The organism is Nonomuraea polychroma (assembly GCF_004011505.1).
GTDB lineage: Bacteria > Actinomycetota > Actinomycetes > Streptosporangiales > Streptosporangiaceae > Nonomuraea > Nonomuraea polychroma.
The window spans coordinates 9,144,323-9,166,236 of sequence record NZ_SAUN01000001.1; the positions used below are offsets into that span (position 1 = coordinate 9,144,323).

A 21,914-nucleotide genomic window follows, 5' to 3' on the forward strand; every position below is an offset into this window, starting at 1 on the left:
TGACATCCTGCAAGCAGCTCTGCATCATCATGATCGTGCATGACAACTTCTCCAAAATCTGTCACCTCGGAGCACAACGCTCGGAGGACTGGCTTACCTCGGCCGAACTGGCCTGTCTCGCCCGCGTCTCCCTCAGCACGGTCCGCCGATGGGCACGCAACGGCATCGGTCCCCGACCTCACCGCATTGGGCCGCGCCTGGTCCGATACCACCGGCCGGACGTGGAGACGTGGCTGACCGGCACAAGCAAGAAGGGAGAGGGCGCATGACGATCGAGAAACTCGGCGACAAGCTGTTCGCCACCGTGCCCGAAGTCAGCCGCATCCTGCGTGCCGACGAGCGCACCATCCGGAAGGCCATCGGGGAGGGGCAGATCCCCGCCACCAAGGTCGGGGCGATTCACCGCGTTCCGGTTGCCTGGCTACGCGGTCAGGCCCTGCTCAACGCCCCTGACATCGAAGTCGAGGTCATCAGCAGTGCAGCGTGACATAGAGAGAGGCGCCCCTCTCCACAAGGAGCGCCTCCAGAATTCGGCAGCCTTCAGCAGCACCGATCACCCCAGCGTACCCGCCGACGAGCTTCGCCGCCTGCTCCGCGACTTGGAGGGACAGCACCAGCGGGAGCGAGACGCCTTCCGGCAGGGCTACCTCCTGGGGTTCAGCGCAGGCGAAGAGATCGGGTACGGCCGCGCCGAGAACGACATGGCCGCCCACTGGGCTGCCGTCGCCCGCAAGGTTCGAGCGGTGGCCGACATGCCGTCTTACCGCGAACTCGAACTCGTCCGATGGGGTGGTCCGCGAGACCAGTTCCACCAGGACCGACAAGGTGACCGCCCGCACCGTCACAAGCGAGGTGTGGCATGAACATGACTCCGGCAGAACTCGGCGCGGGGGACGCCGTCCGGGCTGCCCTCCTCGGAGAGCCCGAACCGGCCAAGCACCGACGGCTCCGCCTCACTCGCGCCTCCGAGATCGAGCCCGAGCCCGTGGAGTGGGCGTGGAGCGAGGGGGAGCTTGGTCGCATCCCGGCCGGCGCCCTGACCATTGCCGCTGGTCGTGAGGGAACCGGCAAAAGCTCGTTCGGCATCTGGCTCGCGACAGGGATCACCCGGGGAACCCTTCCAGGTATGTTTTTCGGCACGCGTCGATCAGTGCTCTACGTCGCGGTCGAAGACTCGTGGGCGCACACACTGGTCCCGCGTCTGATGGCGGCGGGGGCTGACCTCGATCTGGTGTACCGGGTCGAGGCGGTCGAGGTCGAGGGCACGCACGGAACCGTCACGCTGCCCCGCGACATCGAGGAGTTGGCCGACGTCATCGCCGAGAATGGCGTTGCGCTCGTCGTCCTGGACCCCCTCATGTCCATGATCGGCGCAGGCATCGACACCCACAAAGAACGCGACGCCCGCCGAGCACTGGATCCGCTCGCGAAACTCGCCGATCGGACCGGAGCGATCATCCTCGGCATCGCCCACTTCAACAAGGGCAGCGGGACCGACGCCTCGTCGCTCATCACGGGTTCAGGCGCCTTCAAGAACGTCGCCCGCGCGGTGTTCGGGTTCGCTCGGGACCCCGATGACGGCACGCGGGTGATGACCCAGACCAAGAACTCTCTGGGCAGCCAGGATCTGCCCTCCCTGGCTTACACCATCGAGCAGGCGGAGATCGAGACCCGCAAGGGCATCGCCAACGTCGGCCGCCTCGTCTTCGCAGGCGAGGCCGATCGCAGCGTCTCGGAGATCCTCGGCCAATCGCTCAACAGCGAAGAGCGCCAGGAAAAGATGACGGCGGTCGAGTTCTTGAAGGCTCGCCTGGAAGGCGGTCGGAAGGTCCTCACACGGGAGATCGAGGAGGAGGCCGCCCAGGCGCACGGCATCAGCCAGCGGACCCTCCACCGAGCGCGTAAGGCCCTCGGTGTCGTCCCCGACCAGATGCCCACCGGCCGCAATGGCAAGAGTGAATGGTGGCTGTCCCTACCCCAGGCTGCCAACGGCTCAGGCGGCTGACCTCGGCAGACTGCCAGATTGCCATTTCCTCCTACGTCTACGACGGTGGCAGCCTGGCAGTCTGCCTCCCTGCTCTTCCCGGCCCACCCAGCACGGAGGTTCTTCCCTTGACCACTGCGATGGCCGCCACGATCACAGGCGCCCAACGCGCTCTCGCCCTACTCCTCAACGAGTGGGGCCTGCCCGACCCGGAGCGCAAGGCTGCCGACGCCGTAACCCTCCTGATGCGGTACGGACTGCGCCCCACCGCTGCGCGACCAGTTCTGCCCGTCCCCCGTACGCGAGGCGTGACAGACCCTGACATCGCGCATCGGGGTGCAGCTCATGCCCGTCGGCTACTGGCCGCTCACCGTCAGGAGTGCAGGTGATGGGGCGGCCTTCCAAGCTCACCCCCGAGCTGCGCGACCAGCTCTGCCGCCACCTGGAGGCGGGTCACTTCCTCGGCACCGCTGCCGACCTGTGCGGTGTGGGGCGCTCGACCGTCCACAGATGGATGGCCCGTGGGGAGGAAGAGGACGCACCACCCGAGTACCGGGAGTTTTGCGAGGCTCTTACGCGAGCACGCGCACGCGCGACAGACGTGCTGGTGTCAGCCGCGTTCGCCGATGCGGGGGGCGGCGTCCTGATCCGCGATGTTCAACGGCCGGACGGCACTCGGGAACGGGCTTGGACCCCGCCGAACGGACGCGTCGCCCTGGAACTGCTCGCGCGAATGTGTCCCGACGATTGGCGGCCGGTTAGGGCGGTCGAGGTGTCTGGTCCACAGGGCGGCCCCGTGAATGTGACCGACGACCAGGCCGTCATCGAGAACATCATGGCCAGGATCGCCAAGGCCAAGGCTCGGCGGCAGGCGGAGGAACCCGGAAAGAACTGATCACACTTTCGGGAGTTTCGGGAGTCCTACGCGCGCACGCGCGCGAGAGGAGAGGTCTCGGGTGTGACGTGCGGCGCTCTTTGGCAGGGTTCCAGCGGCGCTCTTTGTCCACTCTGTGTGGATGCGGCAGCGCCGACTGCGGTACGTGGCATCCGACCGCTTCTGCAGCCCTGCCCACCAGGTCCGCCCGCACACCGGGCACGTCGCCTTCTCCCGTCGGGCCCGCACCTCACGACGCGTCGGACCCCGCCCGACGCCGAATGCGACCAACTCGCCCACTGCCGCCGCGTACTCCTCACCCGACCGCTTGCGCGGGCGCCACTGCTCCGACCAGCACGCGGGCGAACAGTACTTCCGCGACGACCGCGAGCCCTGCGGCAGCGCAAACCCATTTCACGCATCTGCGGCCGTTCACGCACCCCCACCGCCGCGAGCCGGTCGATCACTCACCGGCCTGCTCCCTTCAGCTCCCGACGCCGGATCGGCTGAAGGGCGCTGGGTCAGCTGCTCGGCCCGACGGCGGGCCGCCATTGCCTGCTCGCGCGCCTGTCTGGCCCGGTTGACGGTGGCCCGCGCGCGCTCGCAGGCGTCCTGCACGCTCTCCAGGAACTGATCCTGCCAGGCCGTCCCGCCGACGTCGCCGGCCGTGTCCAGCCAGGGCGGCCTCAGCATCTGGCGCTCGATCTCGGCCTGCTCCCGATCGGCCAGGGCCGCGTCCCGATCGCTCTCGGCCGCGGTCCTATCCGCCGCAGCGGTCCGACGGTCCTCGCGCGCCCGCCGCCGATCCTGCCGAGCGGCCTGCTCATCGGCTTGGGCCGCCGCCCGCTGCCGGCGCACGGCCCCTTCCCAGTACTCACGCAACACCGTGCGATCCTTGCGGCCGTGCTCGCGGGCATCGCGCCATCGCTGCCGCATCGCGGTGCTGTCCCGGCCCTCGCCCGGCTCGCCGGCGTCGTCACGCCGGTCGACGGCGTGATCACGTTGTTCGGCTTCCCACAGCACGTCGTGGAAGGCCCGGTCGGCCGCGTCGGCCGCCCCCTGGCCGCGATGCGTCTGGCGGCCCCGTTCGGCGGCGGTGCTATCACGCTGCTCGGCTATCGCGCCGACGAGCGGCAAGGTCGCGCTGCCCGGCCGCCTGGTCCCGGCCGACGGCCCGGCCCTGGCATGCCTCGGCGTATCCACTGGGCGTCACACCGCTCCGGCCGACGCCGGCCAGGCGCTCGTGCAGCGCTTCGGCCATCCGCCGCGCATCGGCGCACAACCGGTCATCCCCGACCGGTCTGCCAGCTCCTGCAGCAGCGCGGCGAGCGCCGCCGCCTCCCGCTCATCCAGCATCTTCGGACCTCCCATCAAGGGAGAAAACGCCGCCTACTGGATCCTATGTCCCGAGCTCCGGGTGGTCAGTGAGCAGGCCAAGAGGCATGCTCGGCGAGCGGCCCGCGCTGTCCCTGCAGAAGGCCTTCGCGCTGCTTGGCGTCAGCACGCCCGCAGTAGCCACCTGCACCTGACGGAGCTGGCCCAGGCGGTGGTGGCGCGCACCATCGAACCGCCGCCGGACGGGTGACAGCCCCCGGCGCCCGCATCCGGCACGGCCTGCCCGCCTTCCCCGACAGCGGCGACCTGGACGAGGAAGGGGCGTAAGACCTCCCGCCCTCGCGGGGAGGGTGGCCCCCGCGAGCGTGCCCCACATGAGCGAGTTGATCGCGGTGGTGTGTAGCCGCGGTATGCGTGGGAAGGCGAATTGACTTATGGCAACGCGTGACTGCGCGCTGCGACGGGACAGGGAGGCAATGCTGGCATGGCTTCAACGGGCACAGGTGTCGTTGATCGTGAGCGGGTCGGCGTGGCGCCGATCATCGATGGGCGTAAACCGGTCGCGGCGGTGGTCGCGTTGTGGGTGTTCGTGCTGGTTCCGTTCGCGGCGCTGGCCGCCGCGGTGCCGGTGGCCTGGGGGTGGGGGCTGAGCTGGACCGACGTGGCGATCGCCGCCACGGCTTACGTCCTGACCGGGCTCGGCGTCACGGTGGGTTTCCACCGCTATCTCACGCACGGCGCGTTCAAAGCGAGCCGGTGGCTGCGGATCGGCCTGGCCGTGGCCGGGTCTCTGGCGGTGCAGGGCTCGGTCATCCAGTGGGTGGCCGACCACCGCCGCCATCATGCCTTCGCCGATCGTGACGGTGACCCGCACTCGCCCTGGCGCTACGGCCGCAGCGTACGCGGCCTGGCCAAGGGACTGGTCTTCGCGCATGTCGGCTGGATGTTCGGGCGTGATGTCACCAATCGGGAGCGGTTCGCCAAGGACCTGCTCGCCGACGCCGACATGGGCCGGGTGGACCGGTTGTTCGGGCCGCTGGTGGCGGCCTCGCTGCTGCTGCCGCCCGCCGTCGGCCTACTGGCCACCGGCACCTGGCGCGGCGCGCTGACCGCGTTCTTCTGGGGAGCCCTGGTACGGATCGCGCTGCTGCACCACGTCACCTGGTCGATCAACTCCGTCTGCCATGTCTTCGGCGAGCGGCCGCTGAAAACCCGTGCCGGGGACCGGGCCGCGAACTTCTGGCCGCTGGCGATCCTGTCGTTCGGCGAGAGCTGGCACAATGGCCACCACGCCGACCCCACCTGCGCCCGCCACGGCGTGCTGCCCGGCCAGATCGACATCTCCGCCCGGCTGATCCGGCTGCTGGAACGGTTCGGCTGGGCCCGTGACGTGCGCTGGCCGACCCCGGCGCGCCTGGCCGCACGCCTGGTCGCACAACGCCGCGAGCCTTCCTCATGACCGGCCCTGAGAAGGTGCGGCTCAGCCTGGATCCCGACCTCGCGCGCCGGGGTGCGGTGGACGGGGCGTGGTGGCCCGCCAGCTACGACGCCGGCGCGGAACTGCCCGCCCTGATCGCCGCCATTGACCAGCGGCTGGAGCGGCGGGTTCTGCGCGTGGGCCTGCATGTGGACACCTGGGACAACATCCCGCGCCGCATCGTCGCCCCCGGCCGCCAGATCAGAGTGGGCTGGTTCCGCACCATCGATCCCCACGTGGTCAATTTGATCATCCCGGGGATCGAACACCTCAACCTGCTGGTCATCCCGCCCGGCACCGCGCCTGCCGCCGCCGACAAGGCGCTCGGCCTGGCCACCGGGTGCCGGGGCCGTACCCGCCCCGGCGACATCCTCACCGCCGCAGCTCCAGACAACCCCACCACCTCCGCCCCCGCCGGCCTCGACACTGCCGGCCTCGACACTGCCGCGAACGCGCTCGGCCTGGCCGGTTGGGATAACGAAGGCGGACAGCCTCGACAGCCCGCCCGCCGTCCCGCGCCCTGACCGGCGCTCCAGAGCAGGAGAGCCGACACGCGGGCCCCACCATGTGACAGGGAGGATCACACTGTGCACTGGCTGCGCGACATCGACAGGCCCCTCTACCGGGCGGTGCCCGTCACGGCAACGGGCACCTGCTTCATCGCCGGAGCGCTGTGCGAGATCGACAGCGACGGCGAGGTCCTGCGCGAATGGTGGCTGGATCTGTCCTGCGGCCCTCAGGTACCTGAGCGCGAACGCCGGCAGGCCCATCGCCTCTGGCAGCAGGGCAGCGTCCACACCACGCCGGACGACCACCGCCTCCTGCTCCCTCAGCAGACCCTCGACCTCGACCTCGCACACCACGCCGTGCAACGTTGGTACGCGCGCCGCATCGACGCCACCCCACGCCCCTTGAGCTTCCAGTTCATGAACCCTGCCGGCGAGACCACGCTCAGCCGAACAGGAGACAGTCCGGCACCGGCCACCACCCATAGGTCGCGCCTGTAGAACGTGTCGTCTGCTGGCCCGGGTGCGGGGCATGGCCGACGCCGGGGCCGCCACGCGATGTCGCCCCTCGTAACAGCGCCTAAGCCCGCGCCGCCGGCACAGCGCCACGCCGCCCTGCCGGAGGCCAGACGAGGCGGCCTGACCACCGCCTCGGCTGAGTGACGTGAACATCACCCGAGTCCGCGCCACGAGATCAGGCCTGCCACGAAGATTCGGCGGGTACAAGTTGCTTACCTGACGGCCGCGCGGGCAAAGTCACGACATTACGGGGTAGGGGCACCCGCGAATGTCCGATATCGCCGTTCTGCGCTGCGGGGGCGGGTAGGACGACATCCACCGACAACCGACGGCCGATCATGACAGAACTTGCCATCACCGTACGCCAACGCCCCGGCTTCCACCTGGTCCAGCTGGAAGGCGAACTTGACAGCACCACACAACTGCCCTTGAGGCAGGCCTTCAACGAGCTGCTCACCGAGGCCCCACCGAAGATCGTCGTGGATGCCGCACGGCTGGCCTTCTGCGATTCCTCCGGGCTGTGGACTCTGATCACCGGCCAGCGCGAGGCCGAAGGCCGCGGCGGCGGGCTGCGCTTGATCGGGGTGCACGGGCCGCTGGCGCGGCTGCTGTCCGTCACCCGGCTCGTGGACATGTTCCCGTCCTATGCCAGCCTCGACCAGGCTGCCCACTGGCCCGGACCGCGCTGACCGGCCACCGTCCCCGGCAGCCGGTCCCCTCGTCGGTCACTGCGTCCGGGCCGCCGGTTTGTCCAGCACCTGGTCGGCCGCGGCGCTGAGCAATCGTGCGGCGGCGGCTACCTCAACGAGCTGACCAGGCGTCATCGCCTCCAGACACGCGGCGAGCCGCTGCCGGTCGCTGTGGCAGGCCATGCTCATCGCGTTCTGAAGGGCGAGAGTGCGCGAGGCTGTGCTGAGCGCCTTCAAGACACCGGCCAGGGCCTGATCCACGCCACTGCCAGGACCTGGTCGCTGCGGAGGTCGGGCGTTGGTCATCACTCACCTGCCATCCTGGCTCCGGGTAGGGGCGTTCAGTCGGGAATTGTCCCTGACGGCCGGGCCCCGGAGCCGGGTCGGCGGCCATCAGTGAGGCATGCGCCGCGGTGGCCGCCGGTGGTGGAGGCGCCGCCGAAGTGGTGCATGGTGGTGCGCAGTGTGTGTTTGCCGGCCACCATGCGACGGTGTTGGAGGCCGTCGGCGGGGTGCCAGCGCACGTTGGTGGCCCAGCCGAGCCGTTCCAGCAGCCGGATCAGCCGGGCGGAGGGGTCGATCTGGCGAGGGCCGCGGCCGTGCCGGGCGCAGCCGGGCTGGCTGTGGTGGCCGTTGTGCCAGCTTTCGCCGAAGGACAGCAGGGCCAGCGGCCACAGGTCGGTGGAGCGGTCATGGCGGCGAGTCTTGTGCGGCTGGTCACCGATCATGTGGCACAGGGAGTTGACGCTCCAGGTGACGTGCTGCAGCAGGGCGATGCGGACCAGGCCGGCCCAGATGAACGCGGTCAGCCCGCCGTACAGGCTGCCGCTGATCGCCCAGCCCGCCGCGAACGGCAGGAGCAGGGAGGCGGCGCACCAGGCGGGGAAGGCGCGCGAGATGCGCAGCATGGCCGGATCGTTGCGCAGCAGGTCGGCGGCATACCGTGTGGCCGAGGTGGACTCGCTGGAAAACAGCCAGCCCAGATGGGCGTGGGCCAGGCCGCGCAGTTGCCCGCCGAGGCCGGTGCCGTAGCGGTAGGGGGAGTGCGGGTCGCCGGGCCGGTCGGTGAAGGCGTGGTGGCGTCGGTGGACGGCCACCCAGTCGATGAGGTTGCCCTGGAAGCTCATCGATCCGGCCACGGCCAGGACGACGCGCAGCCACGGGCGGGCGGTGAAGGAGCGGTGGGTCAGCAGCCGGTGGAAGCCGACCGTCACCCCCAGCCCGGTCACCATGTAGAAGGTGGCGGCCAGCAGCAGGTCGGTGAGGCTTACCCCGCTTCCCCACGCCAGCCAGATGCCGGCGCCCAGCGCGATGAACGGCGCGACCACGATCGCGGCTGTCAGGGTCACCGGGGCGATGCCGGTCCGCGCGGGCGTTGCGGACCGGGGGAACGGCGAGCTGCCGTCATAACCCGCCGCGGCGGTGTTGCGGGTGGTGGGCGTGTCGGTCATGCCATGATCGGGAAGCGGTGGTCCAGGCCGGCGCTGCGCAGCAGCCGGGCCATGAACGGGGGAAGGCCGGTCAGGGCCAGCGTGATGCCCTGGGCCCGGGCACGGCCTTGCACGCCGACCAGCACACCCAGCCCGCCGGCCCCGCAGAAGGTGACCCGGGACAGGTCCAGGACGAGCAGGCCGCTGCTGTGGGTGAGGGTGTTGATCAGTCGCTGGCGCAGCCGAGCTGTGCTGAAGATGCCGATGTTCCCGGACAGATGCACGAGGGTCGGTACCGAGGCGGTCGCGCCGCCGAGTGGGGCGGTGTCGATGACGGTCATGGAAGTTTCCTCACTGAAGAAGCTGAAAGGGGATGGGATGCCTGCCGGCCGGAGATCGGGCCGCCGCCGGTAAGGGCGGTGCCTGGACCGCTCGATCCGGCCGGCAGGCGGCACGTGGGTCACGCCGCTGCCGACGGCCGGTTGGTTGAGGTGGTCGTCTCCTGGCCGATGATCGACCCGACCTCGTTGTCTCAGTTGGCCGAGCTGCCGGCGATCGCCGCACGGCGGGTCGGGCGCGCCGCGGGCTGGGATGGCAGATTCGCCAGGGTGAGGATGTCGTCGGGCATCAGGCCGGCGGTGTCCTGGGCGGTGAGTTTGAGCGTGGCCTCGGCGGCGCCGGCGGCGGCGCCCGAGGGGATGATCAGCAAGATCACTGGCTCTCCGGTGGCGAATCTGAGAGTGATCACGCGCGGATCGGTGTGGCGGGACCAGCTGATGCGGATCTGCCGGCCGCGGGCCGGGATGCGGCGTGGGAGGCTCTGCCACGTATCGCCATGGACGCTGACGCGGAGCGTGACTCGATCAAGCAGCCGGTCGACGGCGGCGATGAGGCCGGGCAGTTCGGCGGCCGCATTGCGGGAGTAGGGCCACCAGGCCCCGTCCACCATGGCTCGCCGATTCGGCACCGGGTGGAGGCTGAGCCGTAGCGCGGAATCGGCCAGGGGGATCGCCGATGAGGCGGCGCTGAGCGGTGCACGCTGAGAAAGAAGTGTCAGCGTCATGTCGCCTAACCTGTCCGGGCCCCAAGAGGCCGGTGGTGGTTCGCCGCGGGTGACGCAGACCTGAATGCCAACGCTCGAAAAGTCCTCGGTATCTTTATTCTACCTCATAACTTCCGGAATCGCTCAATTCCGGAAGTAGACTGTGGGAGTGACTACCGGAAACAGGCCCGCAGAGATCGCGGAACCGGTCGGATCAGCTTCCGGAAACACACGCCGGCCGCGGGCCCTTCCGCTTTCCGCTCCGCACGCCGCCGTCCTGGCCGGCTACACCGCCGCGCTCGCGCACGCCCCGCTGGCCGACTCCACCAAGACCAAGTACGCCTCCCGGCTGCGCGGCTACCTGGCCTGGCTCGCCGACCAAGCCGACGCCGGCGCCCTGGACGGCGACCCGCTCACCGACCCCATCGCCGCCACCGGCGCGGTACGCGACTTCCGCCGGCATCTGAAGAACGGTCGCCGCGCCCCCAACACCATCGACACCTACCTGTCGGCCATCGACGACTTCTACGCCCGCCGCGGCCTCGGCAAACCCCAAGCCCGCCGCGAACGCGACACCCGCCGCACCGCACCCCGCGCCCTGGACGCCCGGCGCACCCGCCGCTACATCCGCCACGTCCAGCTCACCGCGCCGCCGCGCGACAAGGCCATCGCCCTGCTGCCCTACTACGCCGGCCTGCGCATCTCCGAAGTCGTCGGCCTCGACCTGGCCGACGTGCGCCTATCGGCCCGCAAGGGCGAACTCCGCATCCGCGGCAAGGGCCGCGACGGCGGCAAGATCCGCCTGCTGCCCGTCCACCCCGACCTGCGCCAGGCCCTGACCGACTGGCTGCAGGCCCGCGCCGATTGGAAGGGGGCCGGCACCCACGCCGCGCTGTTCCTCAACCACCGCGGCGGCCGCCTGAGCGACCGCGCCGCCCGCGACATCATCACCGGCCTCGGCGACGCCGTCGGCCTGGGTGACGACCCCACCGAACCCTTCAGCCCGCACGTCCTGCGCCACACCTTCGCCACCCAGCTCATCCGCGACGGCAAAGACCCCATCCTGGTCGCCGAACTCCTCGGCCACGGCTCGCTGGACACCACCCGCCGCTACGCCCTGCCCACCGAAGCCGACAAAGCCGCCGCCCTGGACGCCCTCATCACCGACCACTAGCAGGGCGAAGAAGCTTCTACGGCACATTGACCAGCGTGCACGTGCAGTTGGCCGCAACTAGGCTCGCGGGGTGACGGCGCGCACAGAACGACCCGCCGAAGCGTCCAGCTAAGTTACTCGCGGGTACCGCCAACGGCTGTCCGCAGGTTCCTCAACCCCGGACTTGGTACCCGGCCCTGCACAGGTCGTCGGAGTACCGGGCGAGCTCCTGCGCGGACGTGTCATTGGCGCACGCGACCTGGACCGGCCTTCCATATGACCTCAGCATCCCTGCCTCGCACCGTCCACAACGGGCGACCGCCCGCGCCGTATCCGAACTACGGCTTGTCGTCGCTCATGGTCAACGCCGTAAGCGAATCGAGACCTTAGCCATAGGGGTCCGTATCAATCCAGGTCAGAGGCTACTTCGTTGGAATTTCTTCATTGCAGTCCCGGGTTGTCGGAGCGGCTGCGAATCGGGGATCCGGAGAGATGCCTGCCGGCAGGAGATCGGTCCACCGCTGGATAGGGGGCGACTGGCGCGCCCTGTCGACTCTGTTCTGGTCCCATCTGAACCTGTACGGCAGGTTCGAGCTCGACCTGAGTGAACAGCTCGACCTCGGGCCGGGGCCGGGCGCCGAGGGCATGCAGTCAGATGGCCCGCTCTGAGCGACGAACGATCTTGGGGGTGGACCTGTGCCGGGCGAGGGCAGGCCACCTCCCTTGGTGTTTACGGCCCGTTCTGGGTGAGCGCGACGATGACGTGGAGCAGCACCGCCAGCTACTCTTGCGGTTTGATCAGAAGGCGGCCGCCGGATTACAGGCGTAGCCTGGCCTCAGGTGTGCTTCGAGCCACAGGCAGGCGGTCCGGTCGAATGGTCGACGAGGGAGCGCTGCCGGTCTGGGTGCTCATCATGGAAGCCGCCCGGCGACGGCACGCACCCATGGCGGCCCAGGACGTGTGTACCGCGTGCGCGATCTCGGTCCGGGTGGGCGGCGTGGGCCTGTCGGTGCTCGTCGGCAACCGCAGTGGCCGACTCGGTGGCCGGCTGGAGCCCCTGTGCGCGGTGGGTGAACCGGCCCAGCAGCTGCTGGAGCCGAACTGACCAGCGGTGACGGGCCGTGCATCGAGGCGGCCGGGACACGTCTGCCGGTGCTGACGGCTGATCTGCGGCAGGCGGATCAGCAGGCGCGCTGGCCGGTGCTGACCGCGATGCCCCAAGCGGCCCGGGTGCGGGCGGTCTTCGCCTTCCCGATGCTGACCGGCTCACTGGTGGCCGGTTCGCCGACCGACTCGGTTGCCGTCGGGGTGCTGGTGTTATGCCCAGTCGGTCCGCGCACCTTGAGCCCGGCCGAACAGCGGCGGGCGCAGCTGTTCGCGGATGCGGCTCTTATCCTGCTGCTCGGCCTGGTGACCCACGACGGCGGCGGCGGTGCGGTGGTGCCGTTCGACGCCCTGACATTGACCGCGCACATCCACCAGGCCAGCGGCGTCGTCGCCGTTCAGCTCGGCTGCTCACCTGATCAGGCACTGCTGCGGCTGCGCGCCTACGCCTTCGCCGGCAACGAGCCACTGTCGCAGGTCGCCGACCGGGTACTGGCTCACACCTTGCGGTTCTCCCGCGACCGGCCCGCGTGATAGGCCGGGCCCTCGGCAGGGACACGCGAGATATTCACCCTCCATCAGACGGAGACGAAGGGCGGGACGGGCCATGCCGCTATCGATACGGCTGGTTCCCGTCGGCGACACCACCCTGGTGATCGCCTTGACGGGAGAACTCGACACGACGACCAGACCCATCCTGGCCGCCTTCCTCGACCCGCTCGCTCAGTCCGCGGTGACCTGCGTGGTCGTGGCCGCCGCCGACCTGGGGTTTTGTGACCTGAACGGATTCCGCCAGCTTGCCTCCGCGCACCAGGCCATGCTGGCCAGGGGCGGGCATCTGTCCATCGCCGAAGCTCAGCCGCCCCTGCGCCGGCTGATCGCGCTGGCAGCCGAGCATGGCTTACCGGACATACCGGTCTACGCCAGCATGGCCGAGGCCATGTCCGCCACCGATGTCGAGTCCTACCAGATCGACACCCCCCTCACCCCCGCGTCAGCTCTCGTGTCACCTCCCGTGCTCCGGCATCCGCCGCTGCGTACCCTGCACAATGTCCCTCACACGCCACGCGTCCGCCGCTCAGGCAGCCACCTGCGATCCCAGCCCCGCCCTCAGCGGGTTGACCCGCCACTGAATGACATCATCCGCCGGTCCGGGGCTCTGCGGGAGCAGGCCGCGCACCACCACCAGGCCGTCCTGCGTCAGCTCGACAAGGCGCAGCAGACCCGCATACTGCTGCACGACGCCCTGAGCCGTTGCGGCGAGAGCCTGGTGATCATGCGCGCCAGTCTCGCTGAGGCTCACTCGATCGTGAGCATGGTGCCATGGGCACCACCACGCCCCATCCCTTCCGCCGACTGACACCCTTGGCAATTCCCCCGGGCCCTCCGCTCGGAGGGGCGGGTTCAGAATCAGCGGACCATCCGTCGCTGACCGTGACGTACACGGCCAGATAATGTTGCAGATTCCCGGTCAAGCTGCGTTGCAGGTCACACGGGTGTCGCGTCCGACCCAACGCCGGGCGCATTCTCAGGGCGGGCCGCAATGGCGGGCCCCGGAGGGTATTCGACGACGACGTGATCGCTTATGCCCGCAGCCTGCGCGGGCCCGGGGTGCCGGTGCCGAAGATCGCAGCCAAGCTTGGTCATCCCCACCGGCAAGAACAAGGGCAGCAACCCCTCCCTGGTCAGCGTCTACCGCGTCCTGACGCCGACGGCGAGGACTGACCACGGAGCCTTGAGCCTTCGGGCAACGGCGACCTGCCGAACGCGGGGGGTCGGATCAGCCCCGAGGGGAACATTTCTTGTTGTGGAGATCGCCTTGCGCGCGCAGCGGGCCGGGCAGTCGCTGTCGCGCTGGCTGGCACCGCTGGCCTTCACCGACTGGTCTGCGGCCCGGGTCACTTCCGAGTTGACGCGGGCCATCGTCGCCTGGGGTGTCAATCACCGATGGCGGGTGCGTTGCGAGGTACCTAGCCTGGCCGGGCTGCCCGGCGCGCACCCGGACCGGCCGGGGTATCTGGACGTCGTCTGCGAGCGCCTGGACGGCCCGCCGATCGCCATCGAAATCGACCAGCAGGACAAGCCGTGGTCGCTGCGCAAGTTACTGGCCGAGGCCGGAGCCGGCGTGGTGCCCGTCTGGGTGCGCTGGGGTGAGCCCGGCACCCGCCCCGTTCCGGCGCCGGTGGCCCTGGTCGAGATCGTCACCCCCTACCGGCTGGCAGGACCGACCGGACGGCGGCTGTACTCCAAAATGGCCGTGGCTCTGCAACCGCCCCCGGCGCCCGAGAACGCGGTCGCGGCAGTTCAGGAGGTTGCTCCTGCCGCTCGGTGTCGGGCCACGACCAAGGAAGGCCAGCCGTGCTCCATCGACGCGCGCCCTCAGGGCTGTGTCATGTTCACGACCCCGAGGTGCAGTGCGGCGGCACGACGAGAAAGGGGAAGGTCTGCGTCGTGCCCACGGGCGGCGGCAGATGTAAATACCATCTCGACCAGCCCCAGGATGCCCCTGCCCCCGTCCCTTTGTGGCTTCCCGATCTCGACGTGTCATAGCGGGGCATCGGGCCCCTTGGAGGTCAGGAGCGCTTCCAGGGCTAGGTGATGCCGCGGTACTCCTCCACGGGGATGGGCGCTGCGTACGACGGTGGATGCCCACAACAAGTGGCGAGGCAACCCGATGCGCGGTGTGGGGCTCTGAGACCGTCAATCAGGGGAGCGAACGCCGGACTGGACCCTGATCACCTAAGGTGGCTTCTCGCGCCTCTGCCGAGCCTCCAGAAGCCGGAGAAGACGAGCCGAGGACCTCAACACGGGTGCAGGTCGGTCAGCGCCCGGTGGCGCCATCGTGACTCGCCTGATGGTTGGAGTTGACTCCCCGTATAGCAATGCATGACGCCCTAGAGCAATCACGTCGGATGGGTTGACGCCTACGCCGAGCCGTAGTCCCCTCGTGGTGAATGTTCTCGAATTCTTCTCCACCGGAGGCAGGTATGAGGGTTACGTTCCTCGGTTCGACCTCGCAGAACGGCGGCTCGCCCACACTTTGGGCCACCGATCGGGGCAGCCTCGTGGTGCGCGGCTACCGCGTCACCGACTCGCAGGCACTCGCCGACCTGGGCGAGGTGCCTTCCGGTGAGGCCGACATCGAAATCCCGCTGGAACTGCTGAGGTTCTACCAGGCCCCTACCATCGTCGCCGACGCCGCCACGACGGCGGCGGCCAGCGAAAGCGCCGAGGAGGGGCGTTGACCCTGGTTTCCGGCGACGCGTTCGGGGATCTGTTCAGGTCGTTCGAGCACACCGCGTTCCGGCTGGAGCCGAGGGAGCGCTACAACTCCCCGGGCGAGGACGAGCCGCTCCGCCGATTCCTCGCCGGCGAGCCCGACGACCTGGCGTGGAATCGGCCGTGGCTCGATCTCATGGCCGAACATGCGGCCAAGGGGAAGTTCGTCCATCGTGTGCGGGTCGTCTCCGTCCCGCTGTCGGATTACTCCCGCTTCGGACTGTGGTGTGCGGAGTTCGCTATCCAGGCCGGGGAGGACATCCGCTACCTGGACCGGGCGCAGGCGGCCGGTCTGCCGGAGCTGGACTACTGGCTGTTCGACTCCAAGTGGGCCGCTCGGCTGAAGTTCGACGAGGATGACGTGCTGCTCGGCGCCGAGATCGTCACCGACCCGGCCACCGTGGTCGAGTTGGCGGCGGCTCGGGACGACGCCTGGCATCGGGCGATCACCCGCGAACAGTTCCTCGCCGACCTGGCACGGGAGTCGGACGGCTGAGTAGAAAAGGGGGCGTGACCAGCGTCCAGCAAGCCCGAGAGGCGCTCGGCAACAAGCTGCGCACCCTGCGTGCGTCCGCCGGCCTGACCGGCCGTGAGCTTGCCGACCGCCTCTCCTGGCCTGCCTCCAAGATTTCCAAGTTGGAGACGGGGAAGCAGACCCCCACCGAGGCCGACGTCACCGGCTGGGTCGGCGCGACGACCAGCGACGAGCAAGACAGCGCCTCGGTGCTAGCCATGCTGCGCACGATGGAGTCGGCGCACGCGGAGTGGCAGCGCCTTCTGAGCGGGGGCACCCGGCATCATCAGGGCACCTGGGCCGACATGGAACGGCGCGCCACCCGTCTGCGGGTCTTCGAGCCCGCCTTCGTTCCCGGGCTGCTCCAGACGGCAGGGTACGCCCGTCACCGGCTGGCTCAGGCCATCACGGTGTTCGGCATCACGAACGACATCGACGACGCCGTCCGCGCCCGGCTGGCCCGGCAGGAGATCCTCTACGACCCTCGGAAGCGCTTCCACTTCGTGATCACCGAGGCCGTCCTCCGGTACCGGCTGTGCCCGCCGGAGCTAATGTTGCCTCAGCTCGATCGGCTGGTGGCCGCCTCGACGCTGCCTAACGTACGGCTCGGCGTCATCCCGTTCGGTACGCCGTTCGTCATCGCCCCCGGATGCGGCTTCTGGATCTTCGATGACCGCCAGGTGCTCGTGGAGATCTTCTCGGCCGAGCTGACGTTGACCCAGGCCCAGGAGATCGACCTGCACGAGAAGGTCTTCGGGGCGATGGCCTCCGTCGCGGCCTACGGCGCCAGCGCCCGCGCAGTCATCACCCAGGTGATGGAGGAACTCCGATCGGCGCTGCCCGACGATGATGACGAAAGCGCCGCGACGGCGTAGCTCGATGTTTCTCCCCGTCTCCGCCTGCTGGCAAGATTCGAGAAATCTCTAGAACATTCCTCGCCGTTCTCCTCGCGCCCGTGCCACGCTGACAACGCCATCGACGGTCCTGACCTGGAGATTGTCGTGAGTTCAGCGTTCGTTCCCCTGCTGCCCAGGGCAGCCGTGGCCGCGCTTCCGGAGCGGGCCCGCGAGGTCGTCGAGTACCGGAAGTCGGGGTTGTCCCTCAATCACGTGCAGGGCTGCCCACTCGGCTGCGCGTACTGCATCCGGCACACCTACGGGTTGTGGAACGCGGACCGGCCGCGAGCATTGCTGAGCGACGGTGAGGCGGTCGAGCAGCTCGTCAGCATCCGGCGCCGCCGCGTGTGCTCCGGCGGGTCGAACTCGATCAGACTCTCGGCCCGCTCGTCCTGGCGCGGCATGTTCGGGAGGATCGCGGCAAGTGCCGGAAATGATCGGTGGTTCTCCGTACATAGGCAAGGTTGTCCGAGTATTTCAGCCGATAGGAGACCTGCCATGGGAATCGCCCGTGGATGAGGAACGCGTGGCGAGATTCGAGGCTGCCTACCATCGGGCCTACAGCCCGATCACCGCCTACGCCACGCGCCGTTGCGACTCTCCGCAGGACGCCGCCGACGTGGTGGCGGAGACCTTCACCGTCGCCTGGCGGCGGGTGGATGAGCTGCCCGAGGGCGAGGATGCCGTGTTGTGGCTGTACGGGGTGGCGCGCAAGGTGCTGGCCAACCATTTCCGGGGGGACAACCGGCGGCGGGCGCGTACCGCCGAGCTCGACACCGAGATGGCCGACCTGTACGGGCACTCGCCCGACACCGAGGTGGAGCTGGCGGCCATCGCCACGGTGTTCCGGGCGCTGCCGGACGACGATCGGGAACTGTTGTCGCTGCTGGCCTGGGAACAGCTGAGCCGGGAGGAGATCGCCAAGGCGCTGGGGCTGTCCCGCAACGCTGTGCGCATCCGGCTGTATCGCGCCCGCAGGCGCTTGTCTCGGACGCTCGCCGAGGCGGGCGTCCATTTCACGCCGGAAAGCCGGCTGGTGCCGGCGGAGGAGTCGCTGTGAGGAACATCGAGGAGATCGAGGCGATCAAGCCGCTGGCCCGGATCGAGCCCGGAGGCAGCGGCGGCGATCCGATGGGGGAAGGCGCGCGGGCGTTGCTGGCCGCGATCAAGACGCAGGAGGCTGGCACAGCGCGGGTGGACACGGTGAGCAGGCCCCGACGGTGGGCGCGCGGGCGGCTGGCGTTCGGGCTGGCGGCGGCGGTCGTGCTGGCCGCGGGCGTGGTGACGGTCCCGGTGCTGCTGCAGGACGGGGTGTCCAGCTCGTACGCCGTCACGATGGACGACGGCATGGTCACCATCGAGGTACGGGTGCGCGACTTCCGCGACGCGGCCGGGATGGAGCAGCGGTTGCGGGAGCTCGGTGTGCCCGCGAAGGTGGACTACGTGCCGTACGGCATGCAGTGCCGCCCGCGCGGCCAGAGGGTCGAGGACAAGGACATCCCGTACGGCATGTTCAGCGAGCCGGAGAACATCCCCGGCGAGGAACGGGGCTGGCAGATGCGCGTCAACACCAAGCTGTTCCGGCCCGGCCAGACCTGGGTCTGGACGATCAGCACGTTCAACGACGGACGCGGCACCTTCACCAGCAGCGAACTCCTGCAGGGGCCGGTGTCACCGTGCGAGCCGGTGCCGGCGCCGACTCCGAGTTTCACGAGGTCGGAGTTCCGGTCGGCGACCCGTGAGGGCCGTTCGCTGGAAGGGCTGCAGGTGGACGGCAAGACGGTCGCCGAAGTCCTGCCGGAGCTGGACAAGCGGCACAAGAAGGTGCTCTTCACCCTCATCGACGTCCCGCCGGGAAACCGCGGAGGATACGGCGAGGTACGCACCCAGGAGGAACCCGTCGGCGGCCACTGGATCGTCTGGGAGGCCGAGGAGAACGCCGAAGGCGTGATCCGCCTGCTCGTGACCGAGGAACGACTCGACCGCGACCCGGTGGAGGGCGGCCCCTGACACCATCTGGGCGGTGGCCGAGGAAACATGTGGATGTCTTCCTCGGCCGCGCCCTACACGAGCCGTCACCGTTCAGCCCACATCCGTGACAAGGACGAGATGAAGTCTGACGCGTGTGGTGTTCGACTCGTGAACAAGCCCCGATGCGCCGAACAAGCGATAGCCAGCTACCGCCCGACATCACTGACTTTGTCGGCACTTCAACATGTGCCTGGGCGAGGACCGGCTGTGTGTACTGATCGTCGTCGGAGTCCCCCTGACGGCAGCAAGGGACTGGTCGCGCCCGCCGATGGCAACCGCGAATCCACCGAGTCTTGGTCCGACCTGCTGCGTGACTGCCGCCGTCGCGGGCGCGCCCTGGGCGGTGTTCGAACGGCTCGGCCACTGCCTGGCCTATCCGGCGAGGCGACGCATCATCCATGTGGATGAGGAGCGTCTAAAACGTCACCACCTGATGGATGAGGAGTGAGCCCAACTGGAGCTGTTGCTACGGGTGAACACGGGCTGGGGCGCACGGTGGAATGACCACCGCACGGTCATCAACGGGATCTTCTGACGCATCCGTACCGGCTCGCCATTGCGAGCCGGTACGGAGTGTTACGGCAAGTGGAAGGCGGTCTACAACCGGCATCGCCTCTGGTCGCTGGACGGGATGCGGGAGAAGAACCTCGATGGACTGCGCGCGGGAGCGACCAGGCCGAAGGCGAGGACTGGACGGTCAGCGCGGGCTCCACCGTGGCGCGCGCCAGCACGCGGCCGAGGCCAGGCACGCCTCGGCCGCTGACATCCTGTCGAAAGGGGCCGCAGGAGATCACACAAACCGGTGACAGCGGGCCGGGAGGCGCTTGGCCGGTCGCGCGGTGGCCTGTCCACCAAGATCCGCCCGGTCTCCGATCGGCGGTGTCGTCCGATCGCCCGGCTCACCTCCCCGGGCCAGCATTCCAACTGCCACGACTCATCCCGCTGCTGGAGTCCATCCAGATCCCGCGCAGGGGACTGGGCCTGCCGCGTACGCGCCCGGTGCGGGTGCTGGCCGACAAGGCGTACTCCACTCACGCCAACCGCCGCTGCCTGCGCCAGCGCGGCATCAAGGCGGTCATCCCGGCAAGCAGGGCCAGCAGGCCAACCGCAGCAGGTCCGCAAGCTGCTGCACCTGCTGGGCTGGCGGCTCGGCCCTGATCAGAACCTGTACGTCCCCGTCAACGGGGAGGACCCGCCCTGCTCTGATCTGTAGGCGGGCAGCCGATCGACCCCAGCGCCCCGGCCACCTCGTTAGCTTGAACTCTTGGTCTCTTCTCACAGGTCAGGGCGAGATGATCTTTTCAGGTGCGTAAGGCACGTCGGCTGGCGTTGAAGGCATCTTGCCTCGCGGGCGTGTCTTGGTGTTTGGCTGAGCTCGCAATCCGGTACGCCGCCGTTCGGCTGGCCGATCAGGGGCGGGTGGCGGCTGCCATCGGATAACCGCTGGGAATGTGAGGCGACGCGCTTCGGGTCGGTGCACGGCGTCCCTCGATGGCCTCGCGCCGGCCGTAGTGCACTCGAAGGAAGACGATCTCGGCTTGCGGCGAAGGATGAGTGAGAGTAATCACCGCCCTGGAAGGCAGGCTTATGTCGGAGACAAGAATTTGATCGTCGAAGCGGGCGAACAGGTGACCGAGGCTGGCCTAGCCGCCCGGTTGCGGCGGAACCCTGACCTGTTCACCGTCGTGCACGACCGTTACTACCGCGACATTTTCCTGTACGTGGCCGGTCGGCTGGACACGCAGATCGCCGAGGACATCACGGCTGAGACGTTCCTGCTGGCCTTCGATCGGCGCAACCGGTTCGACCCGGAACGCGGGAGCCTGCGGCCCTGGCTGTTCGGCTTCGCCACCAACCTGATCGCCAGGCACCGGCGCAAGGAGATCCGCCACTACAGGGCGCTGGCCCGGCTTGATCCGGATCCCGTCATGGAAGGCCACGAGGACCGGGTCGTCTCCTCTGTCGCCGCTCAGCGCATGCAGCCGCACCTGGCCAAGGCGCTTGCCGCGCTGTCCAGCGGCGAGCGCGACGCTCTGCTGCTGGTTGCCCTGGGCCAGCTCAGCTACGACGAAGTGGCCCTGGCGCTCGGCATCTCCACCGGCACGGTGGGCTCCAGGCTCAGCCGGGCCCGCGCGAAGATCCACGCCCTCATCAACAAGGAGAACGTCCATGGATGACCTGGACAACACGCTCGCCACTCTGCTGGCCAAGCCGGAGCCGCCCGCCGAGGCGATCAATCGCAGCAGGGGCCGGCTCCAGGACAGGATGCGAGGTCGTCGGGCTCGGCGGCGGATCGGATGGCTGGCGCCAGGACTCAGTCTGGCCACTGCCGCCGCGGCAGTGGCCGTGATCACCACGGGCGTGACCACGCCCGCCGGCGCACCGGCCTCGGGCAGGGAGGTTCTGCTCATGGCCGCTGTCAGTGCGGCACGTACGCCTGAAGGTTCCGGAGCCTATTGGCACGTCACACGTCAGTGGAGCAACCCGGACATGCCGCGAGAGGAGAGCTGGACCGGCCGCGACGGTCGGCGCTGGTCAAAGGGTGAGCCGGGCGACTCTCCCGACGCCGCCGTCACAGACCCGGCCCCGCTCATGCTCAAGGGCGCTGAGGTGGACTTCGAAGACCTTGACAAGCTGCCGGCGGATCCGGAGGCGTTGAAAGCGCGGATCGCCGAGCTTCCGGGGCGTGACAGCGACATGGCCGCATCCGAGCAGCGAAGTGACGACGTCCTCTCTCTGATCGCGCTGATCACGGAGCTGCCGGCGCCTTCGCAGGTCCGTTCCGCGGCGTTCCGGGCCCTGGCCACGATGCCGGAAGTCAAGAGGACGGGCACGGTCGACGACGGGGAGGAGCTGCTGATCGCTGATGCTGACGGCGAGCCGGAGATCAAACTGGTCGTCGATCCCGACACCTCTCGCGTGATGCGCACCAACTATCTCCTCGCCGACGACGGGAGCCTGGCGGGGGACCCCAACGGATTCATCTCGGTGACCACCGGTTGGACGGACCAGCCGCCCCAGTAGGGGCCGGGGGCGGCTCCCCGCCACCCCGCAGGAAGAGACCACGTCCCTTCGCACAC

29 protein-coding genes and 1 pseudogene are annotated in these 21,914 nt (G+C 69.1%); 22 read left to right on the top strand and 8 right to left on the bottom strand.

Annotated features, from left to right (window positions below; translation table 11 throughout):
• The first annotated feature begins 29 nt into the window (after positions 1-29).
• Entirely contained in the window at positions 30-269 is a 240-nt protein-coding gene (locus EDD27_RS42045; RefSeq protein ID WP_127937432.1) for a helix-turn-helix transcriptional regulator, read from the top strand.
• A complete protein-coding gene (locus EDD27_RS42050; RefSeq protein ID WP_127937434.1) occupies positions 266-487 on the top strand; it encodes a helix-turn-helix domain-containing protein in 222 nt (73 codons plus the stop codon). The genes EDD27_RS42045 and EDD27_RS42050 overlap by 4 nt, the downstream gene beginning before the upstream one ends.
• Here EDD27_RS42050 and EDD27_RS42055 read toward each other — a convergent pair.
• Positions 471-845, bottom strand: coding sequence for a hypothetical protein (locus EDD27_RS42055; protein WP_127937436.1), 375 nt, complete (start codon positions 843-845; stop codon positions 471-473). The two genes, EDD27_RS42050 and EDD27_RS42055, sit on opposite strands and share 17 nt — an antisense overlap.
• 14 nt (positions 846-859) lie before the next feature.
• Between EDD27_RS42055 and EDD27_RS42060 the strand changes: the two genes are divergently transcribed.
• Positions 860-2,005, top strand: coding sequence for an AAA family ATPase (locus tag EDD27_RS42060; protein ID WP_127937438.1), 1,146 nt, complete (start codon positions 860-862; stop codon positions 2,003-2,005).
• Between the two features lie 1,285 nt (positions 2,006-3,290).
• Here EDD27_RS42060 and EDD27_RS42065 read toward each other — a convergent pair.
• Positions 3,291-4,061 carry a hypothetical protein gene (locus EDD27_RS42065; protein ID WP_127937440.1) on the bottom strand — a complete coding sequence of 257 codons (771 nt, stop codon included), beginning with the start codon at positions 4,059-4,061 and terminating at the stop codon, positions 3,291-3,293.
• A 6-nt stretch (positions 4,062-4,067) separates the two neighbouring features.
• The gene (locus tag EDD27_RS54925) at positions 4,068-4,214 is read right to left on the bottom strand and encodes a hypothetical protein (RefSeq protein ID WP_164904024.1); all 147 of its coding nucleotides are present in this window, start codon (positions 4,212-4,214) and stop codon (positions 4,068-4,070) included.
• A gap of 463 nt (positions 4,215-4,677) precedes the next feature.
• Between EDD27_RS54925 and EDD27_RS42070 the strand changes: the two genes are divergently transcribed.
• The 4 genes from EDD27_RS42070 to EDD27_RS42085 all read left to right on the top strand — a co-directional run bounded on the left by EDD27_RS42070 (position 4,678) and on the right by EDD27_RS42085 (position 7,384).
• Entirely contained in the window at positions 4,678-5,652 is a 975-nt protein-coding gene (locus tag EDD27_RS42070) for an acyl-CoA desaturase (protein ID WP_127937442.1), read from the top strand.
• Positions 5,649-6,194, top strand: a complete 546-nt coding sequence (locus tag EDD27_RS42075) for a DUF5994 family protein (RefSeq protein WP_127937444.1) — start codon at positions 5,649-5,651, stop codon at positions 6,192-6,194. Before EDD27_RS42070 ends, EDD27_RS42075 begins: the two co-directional genes overlap by 4 nt.
• A 63-nt stretch (positions 6,195-6,257) precedes the next feature.
• Positions 6,258-6,677 (top strand): hypothetical protein, encoded by a 420-nt coding sequence (locus EDD27_RS42080; RefSeq protein WP_127937446.1) that lies wholly within the window; start codon positions 6,258-6,260, stop codon positions 6,675-6,677.
• A gap of 356 nt (positions 6,678-7,033) precedes the next feature.
• Positions 7,034-7,384, top strand: coding sequence for an STAS domain-containing protein (locus tag EDD27_RS42085; RefSeq protein ID WP_127937448.1), 351 nt, complete (start codon positions 7,034-7,036; stop codon positions 7,382-7,384).
• A 36-nt stretch (positions 7,385-7,420) separates the two neighbouring features.
• Here EDD27_RS42085 and EDD27_RS42090 read toward each other — a convergent pair whose 3' ends face one another.
• The 4 genes from EDD27_RS42090 to EDD27_RS42105 form a co-directional block, all read right to left on the bottom strand.
• Positions 7,421-7,645 carry a hypothetical protein gene (locus EDD27_RS42090; protein WP_127937450.1) on the bottom strand — a complete coding sequence of 75 codons (225 nt, stop codon included), beginning with the start codon at positions 7,643-7,645 and terminating at the stop codon, positions 7,421-7,423.
• 80 nt (positions 7,646-7,725) lie between these two features.
• Positions 7,726-8,835 (bottom strand): acyl-CoA desaturase, encoded by a 1,110-nt coding sequence (locus EDD27_RS42095; RefSeq protein WP_127937452.1) that lies wholly within the window; start codon positions 8,833-8,835, stop codon positions 7,726-7,728.
• Positions 8,832-9,155, bottom strand: a complete 324-nt coding sequence (locus tag EDD27_RS42100; RefSeq protein ID WP_127937454.1) for an STAS domain-containing protein — start codon at positions 9,153-9,155, stop codon at positions 8,832-8,834. The genes EDD27_RS42095 and EDD27_RS42100 overlap by 4 nt, the downstream gene beginning before the upstream one ends.
• Positions 9,156-9,346: 191 nt before the next feature.
• Positions 9,347-9,877 carry a DUF5994 family protein gene (locus EDD27_RS42105; RefSeq protein WP_127937456.1) on the bottom strand — a complete coding sequence of 177 codons (531 nt, stop codon included), beginning with the start codon at positions 9,875-9,877 and terminating at the stop codon, positions 9,347-9,349.
• 148 nt (positions 9,878-10,025) lie between these two features.
• Between EDD27_RS42105 and EDD27_RS42110 the strand changes: the two genes are divergently transcribed.
• The 9 genes from EDD27_RS42110 (at position 10,026) to EDD27_RS42145 (ending at position 16,782) form a co-directional block, all read left to right on the top strand.
• Positions 10,026-11,030 carry a tyrosine-type recombinase/integrase gene (locus EDD27_RS42110; RefSeq protein WP_127937458.1) on the top strand — a complete coding sequence of 335 codons (1,005 nt, stop codon included), beginning with the start codon at positions 10,026-10,028 and terminating at the stop codon, positions 11,028-11,030.
• A gap of 471 nt (positions 11,031-11,501) precedes the next feature.
• Positions 11,502-11,678 carry a transposase gene (locus EDD27_RS54930; protein ID WP_164904025.1) on the top strand — a complete coding sequence of 59 codons (177 nt, stop codon included), beginning with the start codon at positions 11,502-11,504 and terminating at the stop codon, positions 11,676-11,678.
• Between the two features lie 206 nt (positions 11,679-11,884).
• Entirely contained in the window at positions 11,885-12,115 is a 231-nt protein-coding gene (locus tag EDD27_RS42115) for a hypothetical protein (protein ID WP_127937460.1), read from the top strand.
• A gap of 47 nt (positions 12,116-12,162) precedes the next feature.
• A complete protein-coding gene (locus EDD27_RS42120; RefSeq protein ID WP_127937462.1) occupies positions 12,163-12,648 on the top strand; it encodes an ANTAR domain-containing protein in 486 nt (161 codons plus the stop codon).
• Between the two features lie 73 nt (positions 12,649-12,721).
• Positions 12,722-13,474 carry an STAS domain-containing protein gene (locus tag EDD27_RS42125; protein WP_127937464.1) on the top strand — a complete coding sequence of 251 codons (753 nt, stop codon included), beginning with the start codon at positions 12,722-12,724 and terminating at the stop codon, positions 13,472-13,474.
• 447 nt (positions 13,475-13,921) lie between these two features.
• A complete protein-coding gene (locus tag EDD27_RS42130) occupies positions 13,922-14,713 on the top strand; it encodes a hypothetical protein (RefSeq protein ID WP_127937466.1) in 792 nt (263 codons plus the stop codon).
• Between the two features lie 388 nt (positions 14,714-15,101).
• Entirely contained in the window at positions 15,102-15,359 is a 258-nt protein-coding gene (locus EDD27_RS42135; protein WP_127937468.1) for a hypothetical protein, read from the top strand.
• A complete protein-coding gene (locus EDD27_RS42140) occupies positions 15,356-15,889 on the top strand; it encodes a DUF6879 family protein (RefSeq protein WP_127937470.1) in 534 nt (177 codons plus the stop codon). The genes EDD27_RS42135 and EDD27_RS42140 overlap by 4 nt, the downstream gene beginning before the upstream one ends.
• A gap of 14 nt (positions 15,890-15,903) precedes the next feature.
• On the top strand, positions 15,904-16,782 hold the full coding sequence (locus EDD27_RS42145) for a helix-turn-helix domain-containing protein (RefSeq protein ID WP_206641890.1): 879 nt from the start codon (positions 15,904-15,906) through the stop codon (positions 16,780-16,782).
• 278 nt (positions 16,783-17,060) lie between these two features.
• Here EDD27_RS42145 and EDD27_RS54935 read toward each other — a convergent pair whose 3' ends face one another.
• Positions 17,061-17,207 carry a hypothetical protein gene (locus EDD27_RS54935; RefSeq protein ID WP_164904026.1) on the bottom strand — a complete coding sequence of 49 codons (147 nt, stop codon included), beginning with the start codon at positions 17,205-17,207 and terminating at the stop codon, positions 17,061-17,063.
• 122 nt (positions 17,208-17,329) lie between these two features.
• On the opposite strand from EDD27_RS54935, the gene EDD27_RS42155 reads away from it, so the two are divergent.
• The 6 genes and pseudogenes from EDD27_RS42155 (at position 17,330) to EDD27_RS42175 (ending at position 21,858) form a co-directional block, all read left to right on the top strand.
• The gene (locus tag EDD27_RS42155; protein ID WP_241564539.1) at positions 17,330-17,863 is read left to right on the top strand and encodes an RNA polymerase sigma factor; all 534 of its coding nucleotides are present in this window, start codon (positions 17,330-17,332) and stop codon (positions 17,861-17,863) included.
• Positions 17,860-18,813, top strand: a complete 954-nt coding sequence (locus EDD27_RS42160; protein ID WP_127937476.1) for a hypothetical protein — start codon at positions 17,860-17,862, stop codon at positions 18,811-18,813. Before EDD27_RS42155 ends, EDD27_RS42160 begins: the two co-directional genes overlap by 4 nt.
• 226 nt (positions 18,814-19,039) lie before the next feature.
• Positions 19,040-19,164, top strand: a pseudogene (locus tag EDD27_RS57315) (transposase); the annotation flags it as partial.
• Positions 19,145-19,282, top strand: coding sequence for a hypothetical protein (locus EDD27_RS54940; protein ID WP_164904027.1), 138 nt, complete (start codon positions 19,145-19,147; stop codon positions 19,280-19,282). The pseudogene EDD27_RS57315 and the gene EDD27_RS54940, both read left to right, overlap by 20 nt.
• A gap of 1,156 nt (positions 19,283-20,438) precedes the next feature.
• Complete coding sequence (locus EDD27_RS42170) at positions 20,439-21,011, top strand: RNA polymerase sigma factor (protein WP_127937478.1); 573 nt, start codon at positions 20,439-20,441, stop codon at positions 21,009-21,011.
• Positions 21,004-21,858 carry a CU044_5270 family protein gene (locus tag EDD27_RS42175; protein WP_127937480.1) on the top strand — a complete coding sequence of 285 codons (855 nt, stop codon included), beginning with the start codon at positions 21,004-21,006 and terminating at the stop codon, positions 21,856-21,858. The genes EDD27_RS42170 and EDD27_RS42175 overlap by 8 nt, the downstream gene beginning before the upstream one ends.
• Positions 21,859-21,914 lie beyond the last annotated feature (56 nt).

Bases quoted from the DNA above. Each gene is read 5' to 3' on its own strand.
- EDD27_RS42135 (WP_127937468.1), top strand. From the start codon at position 15,102: ATGAGGGTTACGTTCCTCGGTTCGACCTCGCAGAACGGCGGCTCGCCC.
- EDD27_RS42105 (WP_127937456.1), bottom strand. From the start codon at position 9,877: ATGACGCTGACACTTCTTTCTCAGCGTGCACCGCTCAGCGCCGCCTCA.
- EDD27_RS42175 (WP_127937480.1), top strand. From the start codon at position 21,004: ATGGATGACCTGGACAACACGCTCGCCACTCTGCTGGCCAAGCCGGAG.
- EDD27_RS42100 (WP_127937454.1), bottom strand. From the start codon at position 9,155: ATGACCGTCATCGACACCGCCCCACTCGGCGGCGCGACCGCCTCGGTA.
- EDD27_RS54935 (WP_164904026.1), bottom strand. From the start codon at position 17,207: ATGCCGCGCCAGGACGAGCGGGCCGAGAGTCTGATCGAGTTCGACCCG.
- EDD27_RS54930 (WP_164904025.1), top strand. From the start codon at position 11,502: ATGCCTGCCGGCAGGAGATCGGTCCACCGCTGGATAGGGGGCGACTGG.
- EDD27_RS42045 (WP_127937432.1), top strand. From the start codon at position 30: ATGATCGTGCATGACAACTTCTCCAAAATCTGTCACCTCGGAGCACAA.
- EDD27_RS42115 (WP_127937460.1), top strand. From the start codon at position 11,885: ATGGTCGACGAGGGAGCGCTGCCGGTCTGGGTGCTCATCATGGAAGCC.
- EDD27_RS42075 (WP_127937444.1), top strand. From the start codon at position 5,649: ATGACCGGCCCTGAGAAGGTGCGGCTCAGCCTGGATCCCGACCTCGCG.
- EDD27_RS42125 (WP_127937464.1), top strand. From the start codon at position 12,722: ATGCCGCTATCGATACGGCTGGTTCCCGTCGGCGACACCACCCTGGTG.
- EDD27_RS42070 (WP_127937442.1), top strand. From the start codon at position 4,678: ATGGCTTCAACGGGCACAGGTGTCGTTGATCGTGAGCGGGTCGGCGTG.
- EDD27_RS42095 (WP_127937452.1), bottom strand. From the start codon at position 8,835: ATGACCGACACGCCCACCACCCGCAACACCGCCGCGGCGGGTTATGAC.
- EDD27_RS42085 (WP_127937448.1), top strand. From the start codon at position 7,034: ATGACAGAACTTGCCATCACCGTACGCCAACGCCCCGGCTTCCACCTG.
- EDD27_RS42060 (WP_127937438.1), top strand. From the start codon at position 860: ATGAACATGACTCCGGCAGAACTCGGCGCGGGGGACGCCGTCCGGGCT.
- EDD27_RS54925 (WP_164904024.1), bottom strand. From the start codon at position 4,214: ATGCTGGATGAGCGGGAGGCGGCGGCGCTCGCCGCGCTGCTGCAGGAG.
- EDD27_RS42050 (WP_127937434.1), top strand. From the start codon at position 266: ATGACGATCGAGAAACTCGGCGACAAGCTGTTCGCCACCGTGCCCGAA.